Below are 18,910 nucleotides of genomic sequence, written 5' to 3' on the forward strand. Positions count from 1 at the left end.
ACGCCCTCTCTTAGACAAAATTGTTTGCTAATTCACAAATTCAAATGATTTAAAGTGATGTCTCACCGCTTTGTGAATTGGCTTACTATTTAAGCTACACGAATTTAATGTACAATTTCACAACAAAAATTTTACAATGTGAATTTTACAAATGGCGATATCTAAAAGCTTAATCAGACAGTCTCACTTTTTAGGAACAAAAATTCGCAATCTACGTAAGCGAAACCATCTCACGATGGAAGATCTTTCCACACGATGCGTCCGTATCAATGCGGAATATGCACCTTCGGTCTCTTATTTATCGATGATAGAACGTGGAAAACGAGTTCCAAGTGTTGAGATGTTAGAAGTCGTCGCCCAAGTGTTTCAAAAGTCTCCAAAATGGTTTTTAGATGACGAACCTGAAAACAATGACATCACTCCGGATAAAGGGAGCCGAGGTGGGATTAATGGTATTGCCCTAGAGCCGAGTTTTCTGTTCTCAAATGACATATTGCAGATAGCCATCCCAGAAATGCTGTCACAAACCGGCGTAACGGGGAAACAGTTTGCCCAGCTTTTGATTCGAGCCCACCAGGAAAACCTACAAAATCACTTCCCCGATTTAGAGCGAGCAGCGGAAGAAATAGGACTCAAACGCTTAAATTTATCGGTCGAAGATCTACAAGCAATGGCTAAGAGTCAGGGGATCAGCATCAAATGGTTCGATAAGGCTCCCGAATCAACAACTAACCTGCTTGGTGTATCTGCAAAGCAGTTGGTTACATCCTATTTTGAACCACCTAAATGCATCTATGTAAACAAAATTATGTTGCAATACCCTACGCGACTAAAATACGACTTAGCGGTATATATTGGACATGCGATCTTACATAACATCGATGAATTCCACACTACCCTTTCTATTGGTCATAGTCATCATGATGAGCTACACGCAGATAATTCTTCGGCCTACAACTTGAAATCTCAAGATATATTGAAAGCTTGGCGTGATTTTGAATCGAGTTTTTTTGCCGGAGCTTTATTGTGCCCCAAAGTTCCTTTTAGACAGTTACTCGACCGTCATAGCTATGATATTAATGTTCACAAAAAAGTTGGGGTCTCACCTTCTGTTGCCATGCGGAGAATGACCTCTGTCTCTCCATACCCACACTGGCATTATTTTGATGCCTATGGCCAAGGAAAGTTAAAAGCCGTCTATCGTGGCAATGGGATTCCTTTACCGTGGGGAAATATGAGAACAGTAAATGATCCTTGCCAACATTGGGCTGTATTTCGCCAACTGTCTCAACCACAACCAACAAGTTCAGCTCAAATTTCTATTTTAGAAGTCGATGGCAAACCTAGAATCTACTGCTGCGAGTCATTAAACGTTTCTGATGCCGCGGGAAACAATCGAGTGCTATGTGCTGGGATTGATCTCAATCCAGCCATCGATGCTCAAGGGTGGGATTCATCTTCGGTTGCAGAACAGTTAAAACAATCCTGTGCGCTTAATGGCGGATCAACAACCGTTCCATCTTCCATTCAGAAAGACTTAGTCACTGTCGGGAAAATTTTAAATATCAATTGGATAGAACGAGGCTTGGTCAATCAAGCTCGTTTAATTTGTTCCCGAGGAAACGTATGTCCTCGCCAACCGAGTTGTTACGAACAAGATAAATAAGTTTAAAAAAGAGGCTATCCAATGGATATAGCCTCTCTTTTTTCTTCGCCTAAACCGATCTGCTATAAAAACCCATAAAAAGGCGTTTATAAATACTCGCATAGATACGCTGTTGGGATCTCGACCTTAAGATCAAATGATGAATCACCAATCACGTCAAAGCTCTCACCTGAAGAAAATGTCGTCCACTCGCTATCACCAACACGTTTAATTGTTAATGCTCCCGAAATGACAGACATACGCTCTGGTGCGGCTGTACCAAACGTATACTCCCCCTTATCCATAACCCCGACAGATGACGTCGCGCCATTCTGTTCAAAAGCCAGTGACTTCACATTACCTTCAAAATACACATTTTCTTTAATCATTTTTCTCATCCTTGTTAGCATAACCGCTATTCACACGCTTATTTTGGCAGCATGTTTTAACTCATTCACCTTTGATTCACAATAGCCACGCCATAATATATTGAGAATAATACGCTCAACGAAAACGATAGACATATAATCGTTTATTTCACCAATTACTTGCCGACTTGAAGATTGTCTGCTGAACTAATATAGATCCTCGATAAATAAGTGGTAAATCGATTGAAAAAACTATTAATGCTATTAGGCTTGGTGATGCTTTCAATAAGCGGCGTGATTTTATATAAAACTTTGCATACTCCAGCTGATCCATCAATCATATATGGACGTTGGGTTGAGGTGCAAGTCCCTAAGAATCGCCAGGAAATTCTGACATTTTCATCATCACGAGTTCTACGTAACGATCATTTAGTCGCGTCCAAGTTCAAGTTTGACGGCTCAAATATATATTTTGAAACCGGCGAAGGACTGTTTCACTATGAATGGAATGGGTCAACTATTTCACCTCAGCTTGAGCGAAAATCCCCACCGCAACCAACTCAAAGGTTAATAAAAATGGGCTATGAAGATAGCTTAAATGATTACAAACCCAATAAAATAGGTATGTAAGCGTCTAAATAAGAGTACGCAGATAATTAATTTCTATATCAATTACTTATTTGCTATTTCTCTATCTGAACATAAATAAACGGCACCCAAATGGATGCCGTTTATTTACGTTTAAAATCACAGGTTATTTACGTAGGGAGTTTAATTTAGCTTGCGCCGTTCCGTATACCGAATCCACGGGGTAGCTTCCATCACCATTCGACTGGCCAGCGACCTTGCCAGTAAACAGTTCAATCGCCTCCGTGACATGATCGATTGCCCAAATGTGAAACTCATTCTTATGTACTGCTTTTACGATGTCATCACGTAACATTAAGTTGTGACTATTTGAACGAGGAATGATGACCCCCTGCGCAGAATGACGCCCCTTGATCACACATACATCAAAGAAGCCTTCAATTTTCTCATTTACACCACCTATCGGTTGCGCTTCACCAAATTGATTCATTGATCCGGTTATCGCAATATCTTGCCGATTCGGTTGTTTGGAAAACGCCGACACAATCGCACAGAACTCCGCCATGCTCGCGCTATCCCCATCCACTCCACCATAGGATTGTTCAAAGGTAATCGTTGTATTCAGCGGCACTCTCGCGGTTTTACCAAATACCGAATTGAGATAAGCGGAAAGAATCATAACGCCTTTAGAGTGAATACTGCCTCCCAATTCGACGCTGCGCTCAATATCAATAATATCACCATCGCCATATGACGTTGACGCCGTTATACGATTTGGAATACCAAAAGCATGATCAGTCGTTTGCAGCACAGACAATGCATTGACTTGACCAACAGCACTGCCATCAGTTTCGATCAATGTCGTCCCGTTGATAAATGATTCCATCACGTTGTGTTGCATACGATTCACGCGCAACTCTTGGTTATGCAGCGCTTCGTCAATATGACCAAGACGAATCATTGTCGAATTTGCTTGGCGCGCGACATAGTTTGATTCACGTAATAAATTAGCGATGTTTGCCGAATGAAGAGACAACTTATTTTGATCACCGGCTAAACGAGAACTGTGTTCGACGATGCGAGCGATGGCTTTGCGATCACAATGCAACAAACTGTTATCATGGACAAAACTGGAAATAAAACGCGCATATTGAAGTTCAGACTCTTCATGGCGAGGCATCTCATCTTCAAAATCCGCCGTTACCCTAAACAGCTCACTAAACTCAGGATCGTAATTAGTGAGTAATTGATAGGTATGATAGTCACCAAAAAGAATTATTTTTACATCCAATGGAATCGGTTCAGGATCGAGAGAAACAGCGCCAGATAGCGTTACTTCTTTCTCTAGAGACGTTAAGCTAATTTGACGGGAACGTAGCGTTCTTTTTAATCCGTCCCATACATAAGGGCGCTCCAATACTTTTACCGCGTCAATTAGCAGGACGCCACCATTGGCTTTGTGCAGACTTCCTGGGCGTATCAGAGAGAGATCGGTAAATACGGTGCCTTTGTATGTTGCCGTCTCAATGCTACCGAATAAGGTGTGATAATTCGGGTTGTCCTCAACGACAATTGGAAACTCGCCTTTTTTGTGATTGATAAGCACATTAATTTTATAACGACGCGGCAATTTTTTATCCATAGACGCGGTCGCAAGCTCGCCTTGTTCATTGACATCATCTAGAAATAAATCGTAATTCTGAAGAAGATCTTTCTTCAAATCTCCAAGGTAGGTCTTAACTTCGGAATATTCGGAATACTGTTTTTTAAGACGCTTAATAATATGGTTAATGACATCGAGAGTGACATTTTCATTTAGCTTTGTAATTTTCTCACTAAATGTATCGTCCAACTCGGTAAGATCTCGAACCATGGTTCGTAACACAACCTCAAGCTCGTCAATGGTATCACCTAGCCTATCTTGCTCTTTCTCTGATAACGCATTGAATGTTTCTTCGGTATGAGGCTCTTCACCATTTAACGCGATAAACTGATAATCACCTTGTGGCGTCATCGCCAAACTGACACCACGCTCTTCCGCTTTTTTACTGATAGACTCAAGAGCGGTTTGTTGTTTAACCGCAAGATCATTTTTTAGCTTATCGGCTCGAGTAATATACAGTTCATTATCAAATGCCAAAGGTATAGCAGTCACCAACTTCGTCATTAATGCTTCGATATCATCACGAAGGCACTTCCCGACTCCTGGCGGCAGCCTTAGTACCTTGGGCGTTCGGATATCTTCAAAGTTAGATACATAACACCAATCAAACAGATCGTTTGGATCATGTTTATGCCTATTTAAATAACGTAATACCATGGTTCGCTTACCCAAACCATTACGCCCAATTGCATATATATTGTATCCTTTCTCCTTGATAGACATCGCAAACTCAACCGCTTTTTGAGCACGTTCTTGTCCAACGATCTCATCAATTGGTGGTAATTCCTTTGTCGATTTATAAGCTAACTGTTCAAACGGCATACTGCGATACAACTGTTCTGCTTCTAATCGTTTACTCGTCATAATCCACCTCTCCAGAGAACCAATCTCAATTTATATTATCAGTGTAAATGTAATTTGTTGAAATTTTAGTGATTTCGCGCCGAATGGCTACTGAGTGAACAAAAAATAGCCAATAGGGAATAGTTTCTCTACTTAACTAAGCCAAAATAGCGAAATCGATTCGGTTCGCGAATATGCTATAGTTCTATTCGCAGCTCACTTTCGAACTCGATCACCTAATTTGGCAACCCATGCAGTCACAAACTACTTCTCTTTCACGTCAACTCGTACACACAACTTGGCCAATGGTATTTGGCGTACTGTCTTTAATGAGCTTTCAATTAGTCGACAGTGCATTTATCGGCCAACTTGGTGTTTTACCACTTGCTGCTCAAGGCTTCACCATGCCTATGCAAATGATCATTATTGGTATTCAGGTAGGGCTAGGTATTGCAACCACATCTGTCATATCCAAAGCCATTGGTGAGAAAAAAAACCAGTATGCGCAGCAGCTTGGAGCTCTAATACTAACTTTGGGAACATTCAGCATCGGTGTTATCGCATTGCTCATTTATTTATTCAGAAATATCCTGCTTTCGATGCTCGATGCACCACAAAATCTCTACGCGATAATCGACAGTTATTGGATCATTTGGTTAGCGGGAGCTTGGTTAGGGTCGATTTTATATTTCTTATACAGTGTCTGTCGCTCCAACGGAAATACTGTACTTCCAGGTAGCATGATGGTTGTGACTAGTGTTCTAAACATTGCCTTAGACCCCATTTTTATATTCTATTTTGACTTGGGAATTCAAGGTGCGGCATGGGCGACAATTATCTCATTCGGGCTCGGAATTGTAATCGTCGCTCCCAGAGTGGTCACCAACCGCTGGATGGTTTTTGACTGGAAGGGGTTAAATTTACGTCGTAGCCTCAGTTCTATATTCCATATTATGGGACCCGCCATGATTAGCCAGCTCTTTCCTCCTCTATCTGCGGTGTTAGCGACAAAACTACTCGCCAGCTTTGGAGCTGCTGCGGTTGCCGCGTGGGCTGTTGCTATTCGCTTTGAATTTTTTGCTATTGTGCCAGTGTTAGCTTTAACAATGTCAATGCCACCAATGATAGGAAGGCGACTAGGTGAAGGCAACATTGGTGAAATACGTCAACTCGTCGCCATCGCAGCAAAATCGATTCTGATCTATCAAACCGCGCTTGCATTGATCACTCTTGCCATGATTTCACCAATGACAGCCTTAATGACGAGTGATATCAAAGTTCAATCGATATTGACTTGGCACCTAACGTTAGTTCCCTTTAGCCTCGGCTTTCTCGGGATTTGTATCCTACTTGTTTCAACGTGCAATGCGATTGGTCGACCGTATACAGCTCTAACTGTTTCAGCACTGCGTTTATTTGTCTTTTTCCTCCCATGTTTATGGGTAGGAGCACAACTCTATGGCATTCAGGGGCTATTCTATGGGGCATTTATGGGCAATGTTTTAGCGGGAATTGTTGCCTGGTCTATCTACCAACGAGCCATGCAGAGCATACAAAAATAGAGAGTTATCAAACGAAAAAAACCCTCGAACGTCGAGGGTTTTAATGTACTGATAATCTAATGATATCGATTTGCTAAAGAATTATGCTTTCGTCGCGCGACGAGCAATTACACCATCAGCTAAGGTTCTTAGTACTTTTTCAGTATCATCCCAACCGATACAAGCATCCGTGATTGACTGGCCATAAGTAGCCGCCACACCATCACATAAATCTTGACGCCCTTCGACTAAGTGAGACTCGATCATCACACCAAAAATAGCATCTTCGCCAGCAGCAAGTTGATCAGCACAATCTTGTGCCACTACCATTTGGCGCTCGTACTGCTTTGAACTATTGGCATGACTAAAGTCGATCATCACTTTCTTAGGTAAACCAATGCCTTCAAGTTGCTCTTTTACTTCTGTAACATGCTTCGCGCTGTAGTTTGGCTCTTTACCACCACGTAAAATAATATGGCAATCAGGGTTACCTGCTGTTTCTACAATCGCTGAGTGACCAAACTTTGTTACCGATAAGAAATGGTGAGACGCGCTTGCTGAACGAATAGCATCCGTTGCAATGCGAATATTGCCATCAGTGCCGTTTTTAAATCCTACTGGGCAAGAAAGGCCTGAAGAGAGTTCGCGGTGAACTTGAGATTCCGTGGTACGAGCTCCAATGGCACCCCAACTGATAAGATCGGCCACATATTGTGGGGTGATCATATCTAGGAATTCACTCGCAGTCGGCATCCCCATATCCGTTAGATCTAATAGGAGCTTACGGCCAATACGTAAACCATCATTGATTTTATACGTATCGTTTAGGTAAGGGTCGTTAATTAATCCTTTCCAGCCCACTGTAGTACGAGGTTTTTCAAAATAAACACGCATCACGATTTCTAAATCATCGCTTAATTCTTCACGCAATACTTTTAGACGTTTACCATATTCAATCGCTGCTTCTGGATCGTGAATAGAACATGGGCCAATAACGACAAGCAAACGGTCATCTTTATCAGTCAAAATGTTATGAATTGCTTCACGTGCGTTATATACCGTTGACGCTGATACTTCTGTAGCAGCAAATCTCTCTAAGATAGCAACTGGTGGTAATAGCTCTTTTATACGTTTAATTCTTACATCATCATTTTTAAACATTTGTGGATTCTTCCTCTACAACTCAATTGCTTTATCTTGAACTTCCAGTATGAACAAAAAACGATGCCCATAACCATGATGTGGCTAAGGTAACGATAACATCTAATTTTTTCAATCATTTTTTTAAATAAAAGGCAATAGTATGGCTATTTTTACATGCCAATTGAAATGTACAAAAAATTTTACACCCTAGCTAAACGTTTGCGTCACATAAAAGTCACCATATTGCTATTTAACATTTGATCAGACTGAAATATTACCGTTAGTATCTATACATTATTCCTATATATGGCCTAAAGCACAGCATGAATACTCAAGTAGAGAAATGGTTAGAACGCGATCCGGATAACACCACTCGAGAGGAACTGAAGTCTCTGATCAATCAAGAACGTTGGTCTGAAATAGAACAACGTTTTTCGAGTCGTCTCCAGTTTGGTACCGCAGGGCTCCGTGGTGAAGTAGGTGCGGGACCAAATAGAATGAACCGTTTAGTCATCCAAGAAACCGCTCTGGGACTTGGAACATATTTACTCGAATCAACACCAAATGCGGCTGAACAAGGCATTATTATCGGATATGACGGACGTTTATTGTCAAAGCAATTCGCTTATGACACCGCATCAGTCATGCTCGCATTAGGGATTAAAGTATACCTAAGTCACAAAGTATCTCCGACACCAACCATCGCTTTTGGTATCACTCATCTTAATACGGCCGCAGGCGTCGTTGTAACTGCAAGCCATAATCCGCCACAAGATAATGGATTTAAAGTTTATTGGGACAATGGTGCTCAAATCATCTCACCTCATGATAGTGGAATCGCAAAAGCAATTGATTTAGCGTCTGTTGCCCCTATACCACTCTCAGATTTAGCCCAAGCGGAAAGTAACGAACAATTAGTCTGGCTCGATGAGCAATTCTTCACAGATTATCAAGTGATGGTCTTAAGTGATTCATCCCCCAAAAACCGAACCACTGCATTTAAAGCCGCTTATACCCCAATGCATGGTGTAGGCGCGGATATCGCTGAACAGCTCATTCAAGACCAAGGGTTATGTGAGCTTCATACTGTTGCGAGTCAGCGCGAGCCCGATGGTCATTTTCCGACAGTGAACTTCCCGAACCCAGAAGAGCCGGGAGCTATGGATCTCGTCATCGAGTTGGCCAACCAAATTGATGCCGAATTTGCCATCGCCAATGACCCAGATGCTGATCGCTTCGCCATAGCTGTAAGAACGCCGACGAATGACTTTAAAATGCTCACCGGTGATCAGGTCGGTGTATTATTAGCAAATCATCTGCTCTCGAAAAGCCAAGCTAATGTTTGGGTCGGTAACACAATCGTTTCATCTCGCCTGCTCGAAAAAGTCGCGACGAGTTATGGCGCGAGTTACTATCAAACGCTAACCGGTTTTAAATGGTTGGCAAATATCGCAATGAGTAAACGCAGCGATTCCAAACCATTCCTGTTTGCTTATGAAGAAGCGCTAGGGTACGCCGCAGGAGAAAAAGTGTGGGATAAAGATGGATTAAGCGCGTTAGTGATATTTATCGAGCTGATCGATAAGCTAAAGTCACAAAATATGACGATCTGGGATCAACTTGCTGCACTCTATCAACAACACGGCTTGCATACGACCGTACAAAAAAGCCTCCGTCTTGCAGCAGGCTCACCTTCGGTTGGAGAACGATTACGCCAACAACCACCAAGTACCATTGCACAGCAAAACGTCACCGCGATACTGGATTACAAGACCAGCCAAGTGACATACCAAGATGGCACTACGAGTACTATCGACCTACCCCAAAGTGATGTATTGGTGTATGTATTAGAAGATCAAACTCGTATCATTGTCCGCCCTTCTGGTACTGAGCCAAAACTCAAATGCTATTACGAACAGATCACAAGCTACAACACAGAAAACGATTTCTGGATTGAAGAACAGCAAGCCCAAACTCAGTTAGCGTCGTTAATCGATCAACATCAAGCCTCGATACAAGCACTGTTGAATTAACTGAATTTATTGTGCGACCCACTCAATTTCAAGTAGAGTGCGGTCGCCTGATTTTAAACGTGCAAGGAATATATCGCCCGATTGAACCACACCAACCCCTTGAGGCGTTCCTGTCATCACTACATCACCGTCATATAAGCTGGTATAGCTTTGAATTTCGTCCAATATGGCATTCGGAGAATAAATCATCTGATCGATCGAACCACACTGCACTCGCACACAATTGATAAGTAACTCTAAATTCAGCGATGCAATATCAATACTATCGAGTGAAACAAAGCGACTTAGTACCGCAGAGTTATCAAATGCTTTCGCGCGTTCCCAAGGTAACCCCTTATCTTTTAACGACGATTGCAACTTTCTCTTGGTCAAATCTAAACCAATACCGACTCCGCAATAGGCGCCGTTCTTAACCAAGAAACAGATCTCAGTTTCGTAGTGAAGTTGCTCTTGATGAAATGAATGCAGCTTATGAGTAATAGCACTATTTGTTTTGTGAAACAGCACCATACTTTCGGGAACAGCATTGTTCAACTCTCGAATATGTTCCATATAGTTACGCCCAACACACACTACTTTGTTCGGCTGATAGGTCGTTCCATCGAGTTGAACACTTTTTAATTTCACATCCATGTTGCCATTAATCCTATTATTTAGTGTCGTTTAGGTTGCTGATACGTTCGCCCTGCTGCGGAATAGATGTCTTTTCGTTTCATATCGAAGTAGGACTCAAAAAACCAAGATATAAAGACGATAGAATCATCATCTTCATTCATTACGTGCTCTACATACTCAGTCTCGACACCTTCATCATTGAGTTCAGTCGTAACATGATAAATACGTTTTTCACCATCCACATCGGCGATTGAAAACTGTCCAGCTAACGAGTTGGCGACTTCGACAATGTCTAACTCATCGACTTGCTGTAAATACGCCAAAACCAAAGGTAAGCTTTTCATTTGATTTGCATCTTTGATTAAAGCTGAGAATGCTTGTTGATTCATAGTATACCTAATAATAAAAAAGGCGTGATGATCACGCCTTTTGATGATTAATTATATTCTTGTAGTGGCACAGGGCCTTCGTTAGCAGCGACTTCCAGAGCTTGATTATTCATAAGAAGATCTAGCTCATCTCGATGAGCAACAAACTCAGGCATCTCTTTTTTTGAAATCGATGTTGCCATTGGTATATCTGCTTTCATTGCATTCACTGCACGACCTTTAACAAGTAACTCGAAATGCAAATGAGGACCTGTTACTCGCCCTGACTTTCCTGATAAACCAATTTTTTCGCCCTTAAATATTTTTTGCCCTTTCGATACATAAATGCGACTTAAATGAAGATACCGAGTGGTGTATGTATTGTCGTGCTTAATCACGACGTAGTTGCCTGCATACGGATGTTTACGTACCGCTTCAACTCGCCCATCACCAATAGAAACAATCGGAATACCAACGGGGGTACCGAAATCGGTGCCATTATGTGGAGAAACACGACCAGTCACTGGATGACGCCGTTTCGGATTAAAACCAGAAGTGATGCGCCAACGTTTACTCATTGGGTATCGCTGAAACGCTTTTTGTAAACTTTGGCCATCCTTATCATAATACTGGCCATCGCTATGCAAATACGCACCAACCTCTTGACCGCGTGTGATAATTTTTATCGCCTTAAGTTCAGACTTCCCGGAACGTACGCCATCAATATATTGTTTGGACTGAACAATTTCAAAGCGATCGCCCTTGTGAATATCACGGCTGAAATTGAGCTTATCCTTAAATAAAGACACAATTCGTTCAACTTCTATGCTATTAATTCCAACTCGGTTCGCAGATTGAGAAAAAGAGCCATAGATTTCGCCTGCTCGAGCGTTGGTGTCCCATGTTCCTGGAAGTGAAATACTATTTGCAGTATAGGATTCATCAAGGTTTCGGCTATAAATTACCTTGTCAGCCAAATTCAGCTGAATCGCCATTTCATGAACGACGCCAGCTTCACCTTTCCAAAAGGTCAGATTGTCTCCTGGCTTTAAAGTATCCAACGCTAATATGGTGAGATCCGCTTCCATGATTTGCATTAAATCAGAGTAATTAAACCCTAGACGACTGAATATTTCACTTAAACTATCGCCTTTCTGAATTTGATACTCAAAACTTGGAGGCGCTAAGTCTTCAGCCTCTTGGGCTAACTTTTCGTCAATAACATTCTGTACGATTTGATTTTCTGAGAGAGAGAGAACAAGCTCTTTACGTGCAGATGAGTCGGTTGCGATAGGGCTATGTATCGCGACAGCAGCTAATATTGGTAAACCAAATAATGCTACTTTTTGAACTTTTGTGAGAACAGAAAAGCGTGCTGAAATCGCTTTAGCCACTGTTCTAACTCCTATTTAAATAAAATTACACTAAATCATAGTTCTTAATGTTAAAAAAGTCATCTATCACCATGTAAATAAACGTAAAAAGGCACTTGAGTAAGTGCCTTTTTGCATATCTAAATGTGACTCTTTAGCTACGCATATGTCGTCACTAAGCTATTGTCTTCACCTAGGCCATTAGAAATATAGTTATCCGCATTTGGATCGTTCATCCATTGCTGATCATCTAATAAATAGCGGAATTGAAACTCACCATTTTTTGGCAGGCGAACTTTAAATTTATATACTGGACGCTTGGCCATTTTCTTCATCGGCTCAGGTTTCCACTCTAAAAAGTCGGCGACAATTGAAACCTTTGAAGCCGCATCCTGCACTTCCAATTCAAATGTTACTTCAACTTCATCCTTGGTCTTAAAAAAACGTTTGTTAATCATAATCCGCTCCCTTGTGCTGCAACATTCATCAACTAGAAATCATCATAAGCAATATGACACACATACACAACTCTCATTTTGAACAAAAAACTGATATTTATTTGTATCAAACCTAACTTCATGAGGATAAATGATAACTTACTCTTCGTTAGGCTCAGGTTTTTTCTTCTTAGGAATAAACACCGAGTCACCCACTGGCACATTTTTGTAGAAACTCTTATCGGTTTGTTTTGTTGATCGTTTCTTCTTCGTAGTCGAAGAATGTTTTGCTTTATTCGTAGGCTTAGTATTTTTTCGTACCGCTGAAGGTGGCTTCAGTCCTTTAAATTTGCCTTTAAGACCTTCCAATTCAGAAAAAACAATCGTTTGTTGTAAATAAGCTTCAATATTCTTAAAACTATTCCAATCTTTAGGCCCGACAAGCGACATAGCATCACCATGATTTCCAGCGCGTCCGGTACGCCCAACTCTATGGACATACTCTTCAGTGTGCTTTGGCATATCAAAGTTAATAACATGAGTGACATTTAAGATGTCTAAGCCACGAGAAGCAATATCTGTCGTCACCAGAATCTTGAATACTCCACGCTCAAACTGACTCATGATTGTGTTACGTTTGGTTTGAATCAACTCTCCACTCAATGCTACCGCTTTTAAATTCTTTTCGTTTAGTTTTTCAGTTAAACGTTCGGTATCACTTCGAGTGGCCGTAAACACAATAAGTTGACGGTATTCTTCTTGTTCCAACAATTTATCCAAGATGGCTTCTTTATGGTCCAAGTGATCACAAAGAAAAAACTGTTGTGTGATGTCTTTATGTTGCTCGTTTTCTGAGCCCACTGAAATACTTTTGGGATCGTTCAACATTTGATTCGCAATATGGTTTACCGAAGTATGTCCAATGGTTGCTGAGAACATCAGTGTTTGACGGCGGCGATGTTTCGCTGCACGATGGATTTTCATTAATTCTTTTTCAAAGCCCAGATCCAACATTCGGTCCGCTTCATCCAAAATTAATGTTTCAACGCCATCCAAAAATAGAGAGCGATGTTCTAAATGATCGGCGAGTCTTCCTGGAGTTGCGACAATAAAGCGAGGGAAACGTCGTAAAGCATTCACTTGATCATTGAAATTCTCTCCACCAACAATCAATGAGGCGGTATAAGTTAGCCCCCCCATCATGGTTCGAAGCTCACCATACACTTGTTTTGCTAATTCACGAGTTGGGGCAAGAATAACTGCTCGGGGATCTCGAGCTGAAAGCGCTTTGGTTTTCAGTGCTTTATGTAGCATGGGTAATACAAATGCTAACGTTTTGCCAGATCCCGTTTTAGAGGACGCCAAAATATCTTTTCCCACCATAGCAACAGGAATCGAAAGCTGTTGAATCTCCGTCACCTGCTTAAATGCGAGGTGATTCAAATTCTTCAGTAAACGGTTATCTAGACCTAACTCTTTAAACTGCAAAGGATACTCCAACGTTAGCAATTATATTCAATAAACAACGCGACATAATAACGTAAACAGGTAGGGGTTGAATAGAAAAAGCGTGAATGAATGGATATAGAAAGAGCTTTAAGTCATGAACAGAACGGTCATTATTTGACTTAAAGTCATATATAGAACCTGGTTTTTCATAATATTTGTTTTTTGATGACTTCTTATTCATAATAATGGTGATACAATGTGCAACTAGATAAAGTTGCTCATGTGTTGCTTTCAAAGAATATGTGCAACATTTATTATGTATAGTCTATTTTTTATTATTATAAATCCATCAAGGAGTTCAGTATGAACAAGGTTTTACTTGCAGCAGCATCGTCCGTTATTATTCTTACTGGCTGTGCATCAGAACCAGCTGAAGTTGATACTTCATCATCACTTGCAGAGCTAAGCAATCAAGTTACACAACTAAGCGACCAAGTTTCTGCACTTTCTAGCCAACAGAGCACTCTTTCTTCTCAAGTAGCAGCATCTGAAGAAGCAGCAAACCGTGCTAACGAGCGTATCGACAACATCGCACAATCTTACACTAAGTAATTTAGTGTCATGAATTTAAAAAAGGGGTTAGCATTTGCTAACCCCTTTTTGTTTACTCTTATTTCTCTTCTTATTCAGCAACCTGCAACGGTAGACCACTTTGATTACTGATCGCAGCAATCGCTTTGCTGTCAGAATGTTCAAATTCTTGCAACCACCATGTTAACTCTTGTGGTACCGTGAGTTCTTTCTTTACACCGTCACTACGAGTCAAGGGTTCATGAACTTCCATCAGTACACTGTGATCGGGTTCAAGTGAAACTTTAATCGGTTCATTAATGATTCTTACTTTTTCGCCTTTTGCAACTTTCCCATACAACCACTCGATATCAGCAGGGTTCATACGTATACAACCCGAGCTTACACGAAGCCCAATGCCGAAATCTTTATTGGTTCCGTGAATTAAATACTCTCCGTAACCGTAGCCTAAACGCAGTGCAAACAAACCAAGCGGGTTATCTTTCCCCGCAGGGACAACAGCGGGCAATGTTATGCCCTTTTTTAAATACTCATTACGAATGTTTTGAGTCGGTGTCCAAGTCGGGTTTGCACGTTTTTGTACAATCTTGGTTTCCATTTCTGGAGTATCGCGTCCAATACGTCCGATGCCTACCGGGAAAACATGCACAACCCCTTTACTGGGTTCGTAGTAATAAAGTCGCAGCTCGGCCAAATTAACAATAATGCCTTCATGAGGATACGACGGCAAAATCAACGACGTAGGTATCGTCAATACGTGCCCTGGATCGGGTAAAAAAGGATCAACACCTTTATTCGCCGCCATAAGCGCAAGCAAGCCAATATTATAGTCATCAGAAATTTTAGCTAATGTTTCCCCTTTCTGAACCTCATGATACTGAATATTCCCAACAAGGTTACTGCCCGGAGCGGGCAAAGAAAACGTATTAGCTAAGGTCAAATGACTCATTAGTAACATTAAAAGCACTATACAACATCGCATTAGTTTAACTTTCCTTCGCATTTTTTCGCTTCTTTATAGATCATTAGAGTCGTCTCTCTCTCTATTTTATGATCAACTATAGGAGAAGGATAAGATAAGGAGCTTGTATTCGTCCAGTGCCAAGGCTGATGAATCACATTATCCGGAACATTTTTTAACTCAGGAACCCAAAAACGAACATATTCCCCTTGTTTATCGAACTTTTCACCCTGAGAGACTGGGTTAAATATTCTAAAATATGGCTGTGCATCACACCCAGTCGACGCTGACCACTGCCAACCACCATTGTTCGCGGCATAATCTCCATCAATTAATTTCGACATAAAGTACGCTTCACCTTCTCGCCAAGAAATATGCAAATCCTTAGTTAGAAAACTGGCGGTTACCATTCGGAGACGATTAGGCATCCACCCATCGGCATTTAGTTGCCGCATTGCCGCATCGACAATTGGAAAACCGGTTTTTCCACTTTTCCACCGTGCCAGCCATTCATCGTTCACATTCCAAGTAAGTCCATCTGCCCACTGGTGAAAATTGCTTCCTTTCGATATGTCTGGGCGGAAAAATAGCAAATGTTGATAAAATTCTCGCCAAATCAATTCGTTCATCCATGCTTCTGCGCCGTCGCTAAGCACTCCATTGTTAGACTCCAGATACAGACGAGCAACGCATTGTCTTGGTGATAATATCCCTAACGCTAAATAGGGAGATAACTGACTACCGCCATTGGCACTTGGATAATCTCTTAGGATATTATAATCGTTCACATACGACCGACAAAATTGGCGAAGGCGTGCTTTCACGTCGGAGTGACTCACAGGCCAAGCATCGCTCGGCTGTCTAGGGTAGTGAAAAGGAGATGTGGAACTATCAAATAATAACTTATCAAATTTTGCTAATGATTTATCGGCGTTGAGAGGTCTAATTTTCTCTATATGAGGGTGAAAGAACGCTTTTTTCCACGCGTTTTTGAATGGCGTATAAACCTTATAAGGTAGCCCTTGCTGATTTAGTATCGAACCTGGAGCTTGAATACATTTATCATCAAATTGAACCACATTGATATGGTAACGTTCAGCAAGCTCACTTAACTCCTGATCTCGCCGGATCTCATTAACTTCGTATTCTTTGTTTATTGAAATCGAAGAAATTGAATATCGCTTAGCAAACGTCGCTAGATATCTAACACTGTCAGAAAAGTCGTCCACTTCCTCATAAACCAATGGAATGTTGAGTTGTGCTAGCTCTTTTTGTAACGCCGCTAAACGCCGGAATATTAAATCAGCTTGTATCGGTGCCAAATGATGCGCAGCCCATTGCTTAGGCGTTGCAAGATATATCGCAACGACAGGATTACCATTCTTCACTGCATTAAGCAACGCCTTATTATCTTCAACTCGTAAATCTCGACGAAACCAGATTAATCGCACAATCAAGAACCAGATTGATCAAATTGAGATATCGTGCCTGCAGCCGTGACCGGAACCGGAGAACCACTCAGTGTTTCTAAATAACGCCGTTGCATTTCTGTCAGTGTTTTATTAGAAAAAATTTCCATTGCCTTAAAATTACTTAGACCATCATGTTCGACCAATCCCGACAAATCCTCCACACCATCGAGTAAGGTTATATGAAAACCTTGCTCTGCTTTGCTCATCGCCCAAAGCCACGCGTAGATGCTCCCGACCGGCTCAAGACTAATACACAACATCTTCCCCTTATTACTCGCTTTATTTTGAGATTCAATCACCGCGGATAAGCGAGTAATCAGAGTTGATTGAAAAAGACCTCTCTGAAGTGTTCGTAGCGGGGCTTTGACGCATGCTAGCGATTCTAATATAGGATCAATGAACTGGGACTCGACAATATTAAGTGGGTACTCCTTTAATGTCATTGCAATAATCGCTTCTGTTCTTCCTCGGTTAAGCGTGGCTAAGGCGTGAGACATGTCTTCGCAAGATTCCAGCTTCAAAGAGCGCTCTTCACCAAGTACAACTTCTTCTTCATTCAGCTCTAACAATGATACAACTCGTCCTATAGACACTCCTTTGGCCAACCAGCGCTGAATCTCATTGACTTTATCGACATCCTGCTGCGAATAAAGGCGATGCCCTTTATCAGTCCGCTGTGGCTGGATCAAATTATATCGTCGTTGCCATGCTCTTAATGTGACAGGTTTTACTCCTGTCAATTCAGAGACTTCTCGAATTGCGTATACCGCTTCTAGTTTAGAGTCCATAACGTAATCGTAACTCCTGAGGATAGGGATTTAAATAATGTTGCTGTTCTAAATACTCATCTGGATGAGTAGATAAGTAATGCTTAATTAAGGTTAATGGTGCTAATAAAGGTAATAAACCCAATCGATATTCTTCAATAAGCCGGGAAAGTTCCGCCTTATGTTCTTTACTCAAACTGTTTTTAAAATAGCCTTGTAAATGCATTAGCGTATTAGTGTTGTTTTTCCGAGATGCGCGTACTGTAAGTGCCTGCATGAAACGAAGACGATAATTCTCAAAAAAGTCATCAATGGAATAGTGTTTTATATTGGCGACTAACTTGCCTAATTCCCGGTAAGAAGCTGGATGATGTGCCATCAATGTCAACTTATAACGACTGTGGAATGCCACTATTTTTCCAGGAGAAGGATTATCCCCAACAGACTGCTGAAGATCATGTAATGCATAAATACGAGATATAAAGTTTTCTTTTAAAATCGCATCATTGAGCCGGCCATCTTCTTCAATCGGTAGCCAAGGCATTTGCGCTTGAAGCTGTTGGGTAAATAAACCGACTCCATTCTTATCTGCGCGATTGTCTTGGTATACTTTGACTCGTTCCATTCCGCACGTTGGTGATTTAGCACAAACCACATAGCCACACAGAGGTTGCTGTTTCAATTCACCCACTTTACGCGAACTGAACTCTACTAATTTATCAGTATGATCATTCTCCACAGCCTTGGTTTCAACTAAACGAATACTATCATCAATATTTACAAGCCTAATGGTTGGGCGAGGAACAGGTAGGCCAGCACCAATCTCAGGGCAAATGGGGATAAATTCGCAATAATCAGCAAGTTCATTCGACACAAATTGATTATTCTTATGCCCACCATCAAAACGCACATTTTGCCCGAGAACACATGAACTTACACCAATCAGTAGCTTGTTTTCCATCGTATGCTCTCCTCAAATGAATCTAGTTAACCTCTGTATATTGTTGTACATAAATTTTAATTGTACAAGATTTAAGATTCTAAATTTCTACT

General features: G+C 41.2%; 17 protein-coding genes. 5 read left to right on the plus strand and 12 right to left on the minus strand.

Annotated elements, in window-relative coordinates; translation table 11 throughout:
- Positions 1-151 precede the first annotated feature (151 nt).
- Positions 152-1,666 (plus strand): DUF3612 domain-containing protein, encoded by a 1,515-nt coding sequence (locus ACXJY6_RS15295; RefSeq protein WP_458768856.1) that lies wholly within the window; start codon positions 152-154, stop codon positions 1,664-1,666.
- An 86-nt stretch (positions 1,667-1,752) separates the two neighbouring features.
- Here the strand turns inward: ACXJY6_RS15295 and ppnP are convergent, their stop codons facing one another.
- The gene (gene ppnP / locus ACXJY6_RS15300; protein ID WP_456050083.1) at positions 1,753-2,034 is read right to left on the minus strand and encodes a pyrimidine/purine nucleoside phosphorylase; all 282 of its coding nucleotides are present in this window, start codon (positions 2,032-2,034) and stop codon (positions 1,753-1,755) included.
- A gap of 222 nt (positions 2,035-2,256) precedes the next feature.
- Here ppnP and ACXJY6_RS15305 point away from each other — a divergent pair, with 222 nt between their 5' ends.
- On the plus strand, positions 2,257-2,643 hold the full coding sequence (locus ACXJY6_RS15305) for a DUF2850 domain-containing protein (protein WP_456050082.1): 387 nt from the start codon (positions 2,257-2,259) through the stop codon (positions 2,641-2,643).
- A 124-nt stretch (positions 2,644-2,767) separates the two neighbouring features.
- Here the strand turns inward: ACXJY6_RS15305 and ACXJY6_RS15310 are convergent, their stop codons facing one another.
- Complete coding sequence (locus ACXJY6_RS15310) at positions 2,768-5,128, minus strand: Lon protease family protein (RefSeq protein ID WP_458768857.1); 2,361 nt, start codon at positions 5,126-5,128, stop codon at positions 2,768-2,770.
- 230 nt (positions 5,129-5,358) lie between these two features.
- Here ACXJY6_RS15310 and ACXJY6_RS15315 point away from each other — a divergent pair, with 230 nt between their 5' ends.
- Positions 5,359-6,669: an MATE family efflux transporter gene (locus ACXJY6_RS15315; RefSeq protein ID WP_458768858.1), complete on the plus strand. Its 1,311-nt coding sequence runs from the start codon at positions 5,359-5,361 to the stop codon at positions 6,667-6,669.
- Positions 6,670-6,750: 81 nt separating this feature from the next.
- Here the strand turns inward: ACXJY6_RS15315 and aroG are convergent, their stop codons facing one another.
- Positions 6,751-7,809 carry a 3-deoxy-7-phosphoheptulonate synthase AroG gene (gene aroG / locus ACXJY6_RS15320; RefSeq protein WP_458768859.1) on the minus strand — a complete coding sequence of 353 codons (1,059 nt, stop codon included), beginning with the start codon at positions 7,807-7,809 and terminating at the stop codon, positions 6,751-6,753.
- 305 nt (positions 7,810-8,114) lie between these two features.
- Between aroG and ACXJY6_RS15325 the strand changes: the two genes are divergently transcribed.
- Positions 8,115-9,824 (plus strand): phospho-sugar mutase, encoded by a 1,710-nt coding sequence (locus ACXJY6_RS15325; RefSeq protein ID WP_458768860.1) that lies wholly within the window; start codon positions 8,115-8,117, stop codon positions 9,822-9,824.
- A 6-nt stretch (positions 9,825-9,830) separates the two neighbouring features.
- On the opposite strand, the gene ACXJY6_RS15330 is transcribed toward ACXJY6_RS15325, so the two are convergent.
- From ACXJY6_RS15330 to ACXJY6_RS15350, 5 genes are all read right to left on the minus strand, one after another.
- A complete protein-coding gene (locus ACXJY6_RS15330; RefSeq protein WP_458768861.1) occupies positions 9,831-10,457 on the minus strand; it encodes a fumarylacetoacetate hydrolase family protein in 627 nt (208 codons plus the stop codon).
- Between the two features lie 20 nt (positions 10,458-10,477).
- Entirely contained in the window at positions 10,478-10,828 is a 351-nt protein-coding gene (locus ACXJY6_RS15335; RefSeq protein ID WP_456050076.1) for a hypothetical protein, read from the minus strand.
- Between the two features lie 47 nt (positions 10,829-10,875).
- A complete protein-coding gene (locus tag ACXJY6_RS15340; protein WP_458768862.1) occupies positions 10,876-12,201 on the minus strand; it encodes a peptidoglycan DD-metalloendopeptidase family protein in 1,326 nt (441 codons plus the stop codon).
- 137 nt (positions 12,202-12,338) lie between these two features.
- Positions 12,339-12,638 carry an isoamylase early set domain-containing protein gene (locus ACXJY6_RS15345; RefSeq protein WP_456050074.1) on the minus strand — a complete coding sequence of 100 codons (300 nt, stop codon included), beginning with the start codon at positions 12,636-12,638 and terminating at the stop codon, positions 12,339-12,341.
- A 138-nt stretch (positions 12,639-12,776) separates the two neighbouring features.
- Positions 12,777-14,117, minus strand: a complete 1,341-nt coding sequence (locus ACXJY6_RS15350; protein ID WP_456050535.1) for a DEAD/DEAH box helicase — start codon at positions 14,115-14,117, stop codon at positions 12,777-12,779.
- Between the two features lie 312 nt (positions 14,118-14,429).
- On the opposite strand from ACXJY6_RS15350, the gene ACXJY6_RS15355 reads away from it, so the two are divergent.
- A complete protein-coding gene (locus tag ACXJY6_RS15355; protein ID WP_456050073.1) occupies positions 14,430-14,678 on the plus strand; it encodes an LPP leucine zipper domain-containing protein in 249 nt (82 codons plus the stop codon).
- Between the two features lie 70 nt (positions 14,679-14,748).
- Here the strand turns inward: ACXJY6_RS15355 and ACXJY6_RS15360 are convergent, their stop codons facing one another.
- From ACXJY6_RS15360 to ACXJY6_RS15375, 4 genes are read right to left on the minus strand one after another with little or no spacing between them, the layout of a single operon-like run.
- The gene (locus ACXJY6_RS15360) at positions 14,749-15,660 is read right to left on the minus strand and encodes a L,D-transpeptidase family protein (RefSeq protein ID WP_456050072.1); all 912 of its coding nucleotides are present in this window, start codon (positions 15,658-15,660) and stop codon (positions 14,749-14,751) included.
- Positions 15,639-17,069, minus strand: a complete 1,431-nt coding sequence (gene phrB, locus ACXJY6_RS15365) for a deoxyribodipyrimidine photo-lyase (RefSeq protein ID WP_458768863.1) — start codon at positions 17,067-17,069, stop codon at positions 15,639-15,641. The genes ACXJY6_RS15360 and phrB overlap by 22 nt, the downstream gene beginning before the upstream one ends.
- Positions 17,070-17,071: 2 nt before the next feature.
- Positions 17,072-17,878: a MerR family transcriptional regulator gene (locus ACXJY6_RS15370; RefSeq protein WP_458768864.1), complete on the minus strand. Its 807-nt coding sequence runs from the start codon at positions 17,876-17,878 to the stop codon at positions 17,072-17,074.
- Positions 17,868-18,818 carry a YbgA family protein gene (locus ACXJY6_RS15375; RefSeq protein WP_456050069.1) on the minus strand — a complete coding sequence of 317 codons (951 nt, stop codon included), beginning with the start codon at positions 18,816-18,818 and terminating at the stop codon, positions 17,868-17,870. Before ACXJY6_RS15375 ends, ACXJY6_RS15370 begins: the two co-directional genes overlap by 11 nt.
- Between the last annotated feature and the right edge of the window lie 92 nt (positions 18,819-18,910).

The organism is Vibrio phycocola (genome assembly GCF_054404255.1).

Excerpts from the sequence above, each read along its gene's own strand:
- ACXJY6_RS15330 (WP_458768861.1), bottom strand. The coding sequence starts at position 10,457 with ATGGATGTGAAATTAAAAAGTGTTCAACTCGATGGAACGACCTATCAG.
- ACXJY6_RS15295 (WP_458768856.1), top strand. The coding sequence starts at position 152 with ATGGCGATATCTAAAAGCTTAATCAGACAGTCTCACTTTTTAGGAACA.
- ppnP (WP_456050083.1), bottom strand. The coding sequence starts at position 2,034 with ATGATTAAAGAAAATGTGTATTTTGAAGGTAATGTGAAGTCACTGGCT.
- ACXJY6_RS15360 (WP_456050072.1), bottom strand. The coding sequence starts at position 15,660 with ATGCGAAGGAAAGTTAAACTAATGCGATGTTGTATAGTGCTTTTAATG.
- ACXJY6_RS15355 (WP_456050073.1), top strand. The coding sequence starts at position 14,430 with ATGAACAAGGTTTTACTTGCAGCAGCATCGTCCGTTATTATTCTTACT.
- ACXJY6_RS15315 (WP_458768858.1), top strand. The coding sequence starts at position 5,359 with ATGCAGTCACAAACTACTTCTCTTTCACGTCAACTCGTACACACAACT.
- aroG (WP_458768859.1), bottom strand. The coding sequence starts at position 7,809 with ATGTTTAAAAATGATGATGTAAGAATTAAACGTATAAAAGAGCTATTA.
- ACXJY6_RS15335 (WP_456050076.1), bottom strand. The coding sequence starts at position 10,828 with ATGAATCAACAAGCATTCTCAGCTTTAATCAAAGATGCAAATCAAATG.
- ACXJY6_RS15325 (WP_458768860.1), top strand. The coding sequence starts at position 8,115 with ATGAATACTCAAGTAGAGAAATGGTTAGAACGCGATCCGGATAACACC.
- ACXJY6_RS15345 (WP_456050074.1), bottom strand. The coding sequence starts at position 12,638 with ATGATTAACAAACGTTTTTTTAAGACCAAGGATGAAGTTGAAGTAACA.
- ACXJY6_RS15310 (WP_458768857.1), bottom strand. The coding sequence starts at position 5,128 with ATGACGAGTAAACGATTAGAAGCAGAACAGTTGTATCGCAGTATGCCG.
- ACXJY6_RS15375 (WP_456050069.1), bottom strand. The coding sequence starts at position 18,818 with ATGGAAAACAAGCTACTGATTGGTGTAAGTTCATGTGTTCTCGGGCAA.
- ACXJY6_RS15370 (WP_458768864.1), bottom strand. The coding sequence starts at position 17,878 with ATGGACTCTAAACTAGAAGCGGTATACGCAATTCGAGAAGTCTCTGAA.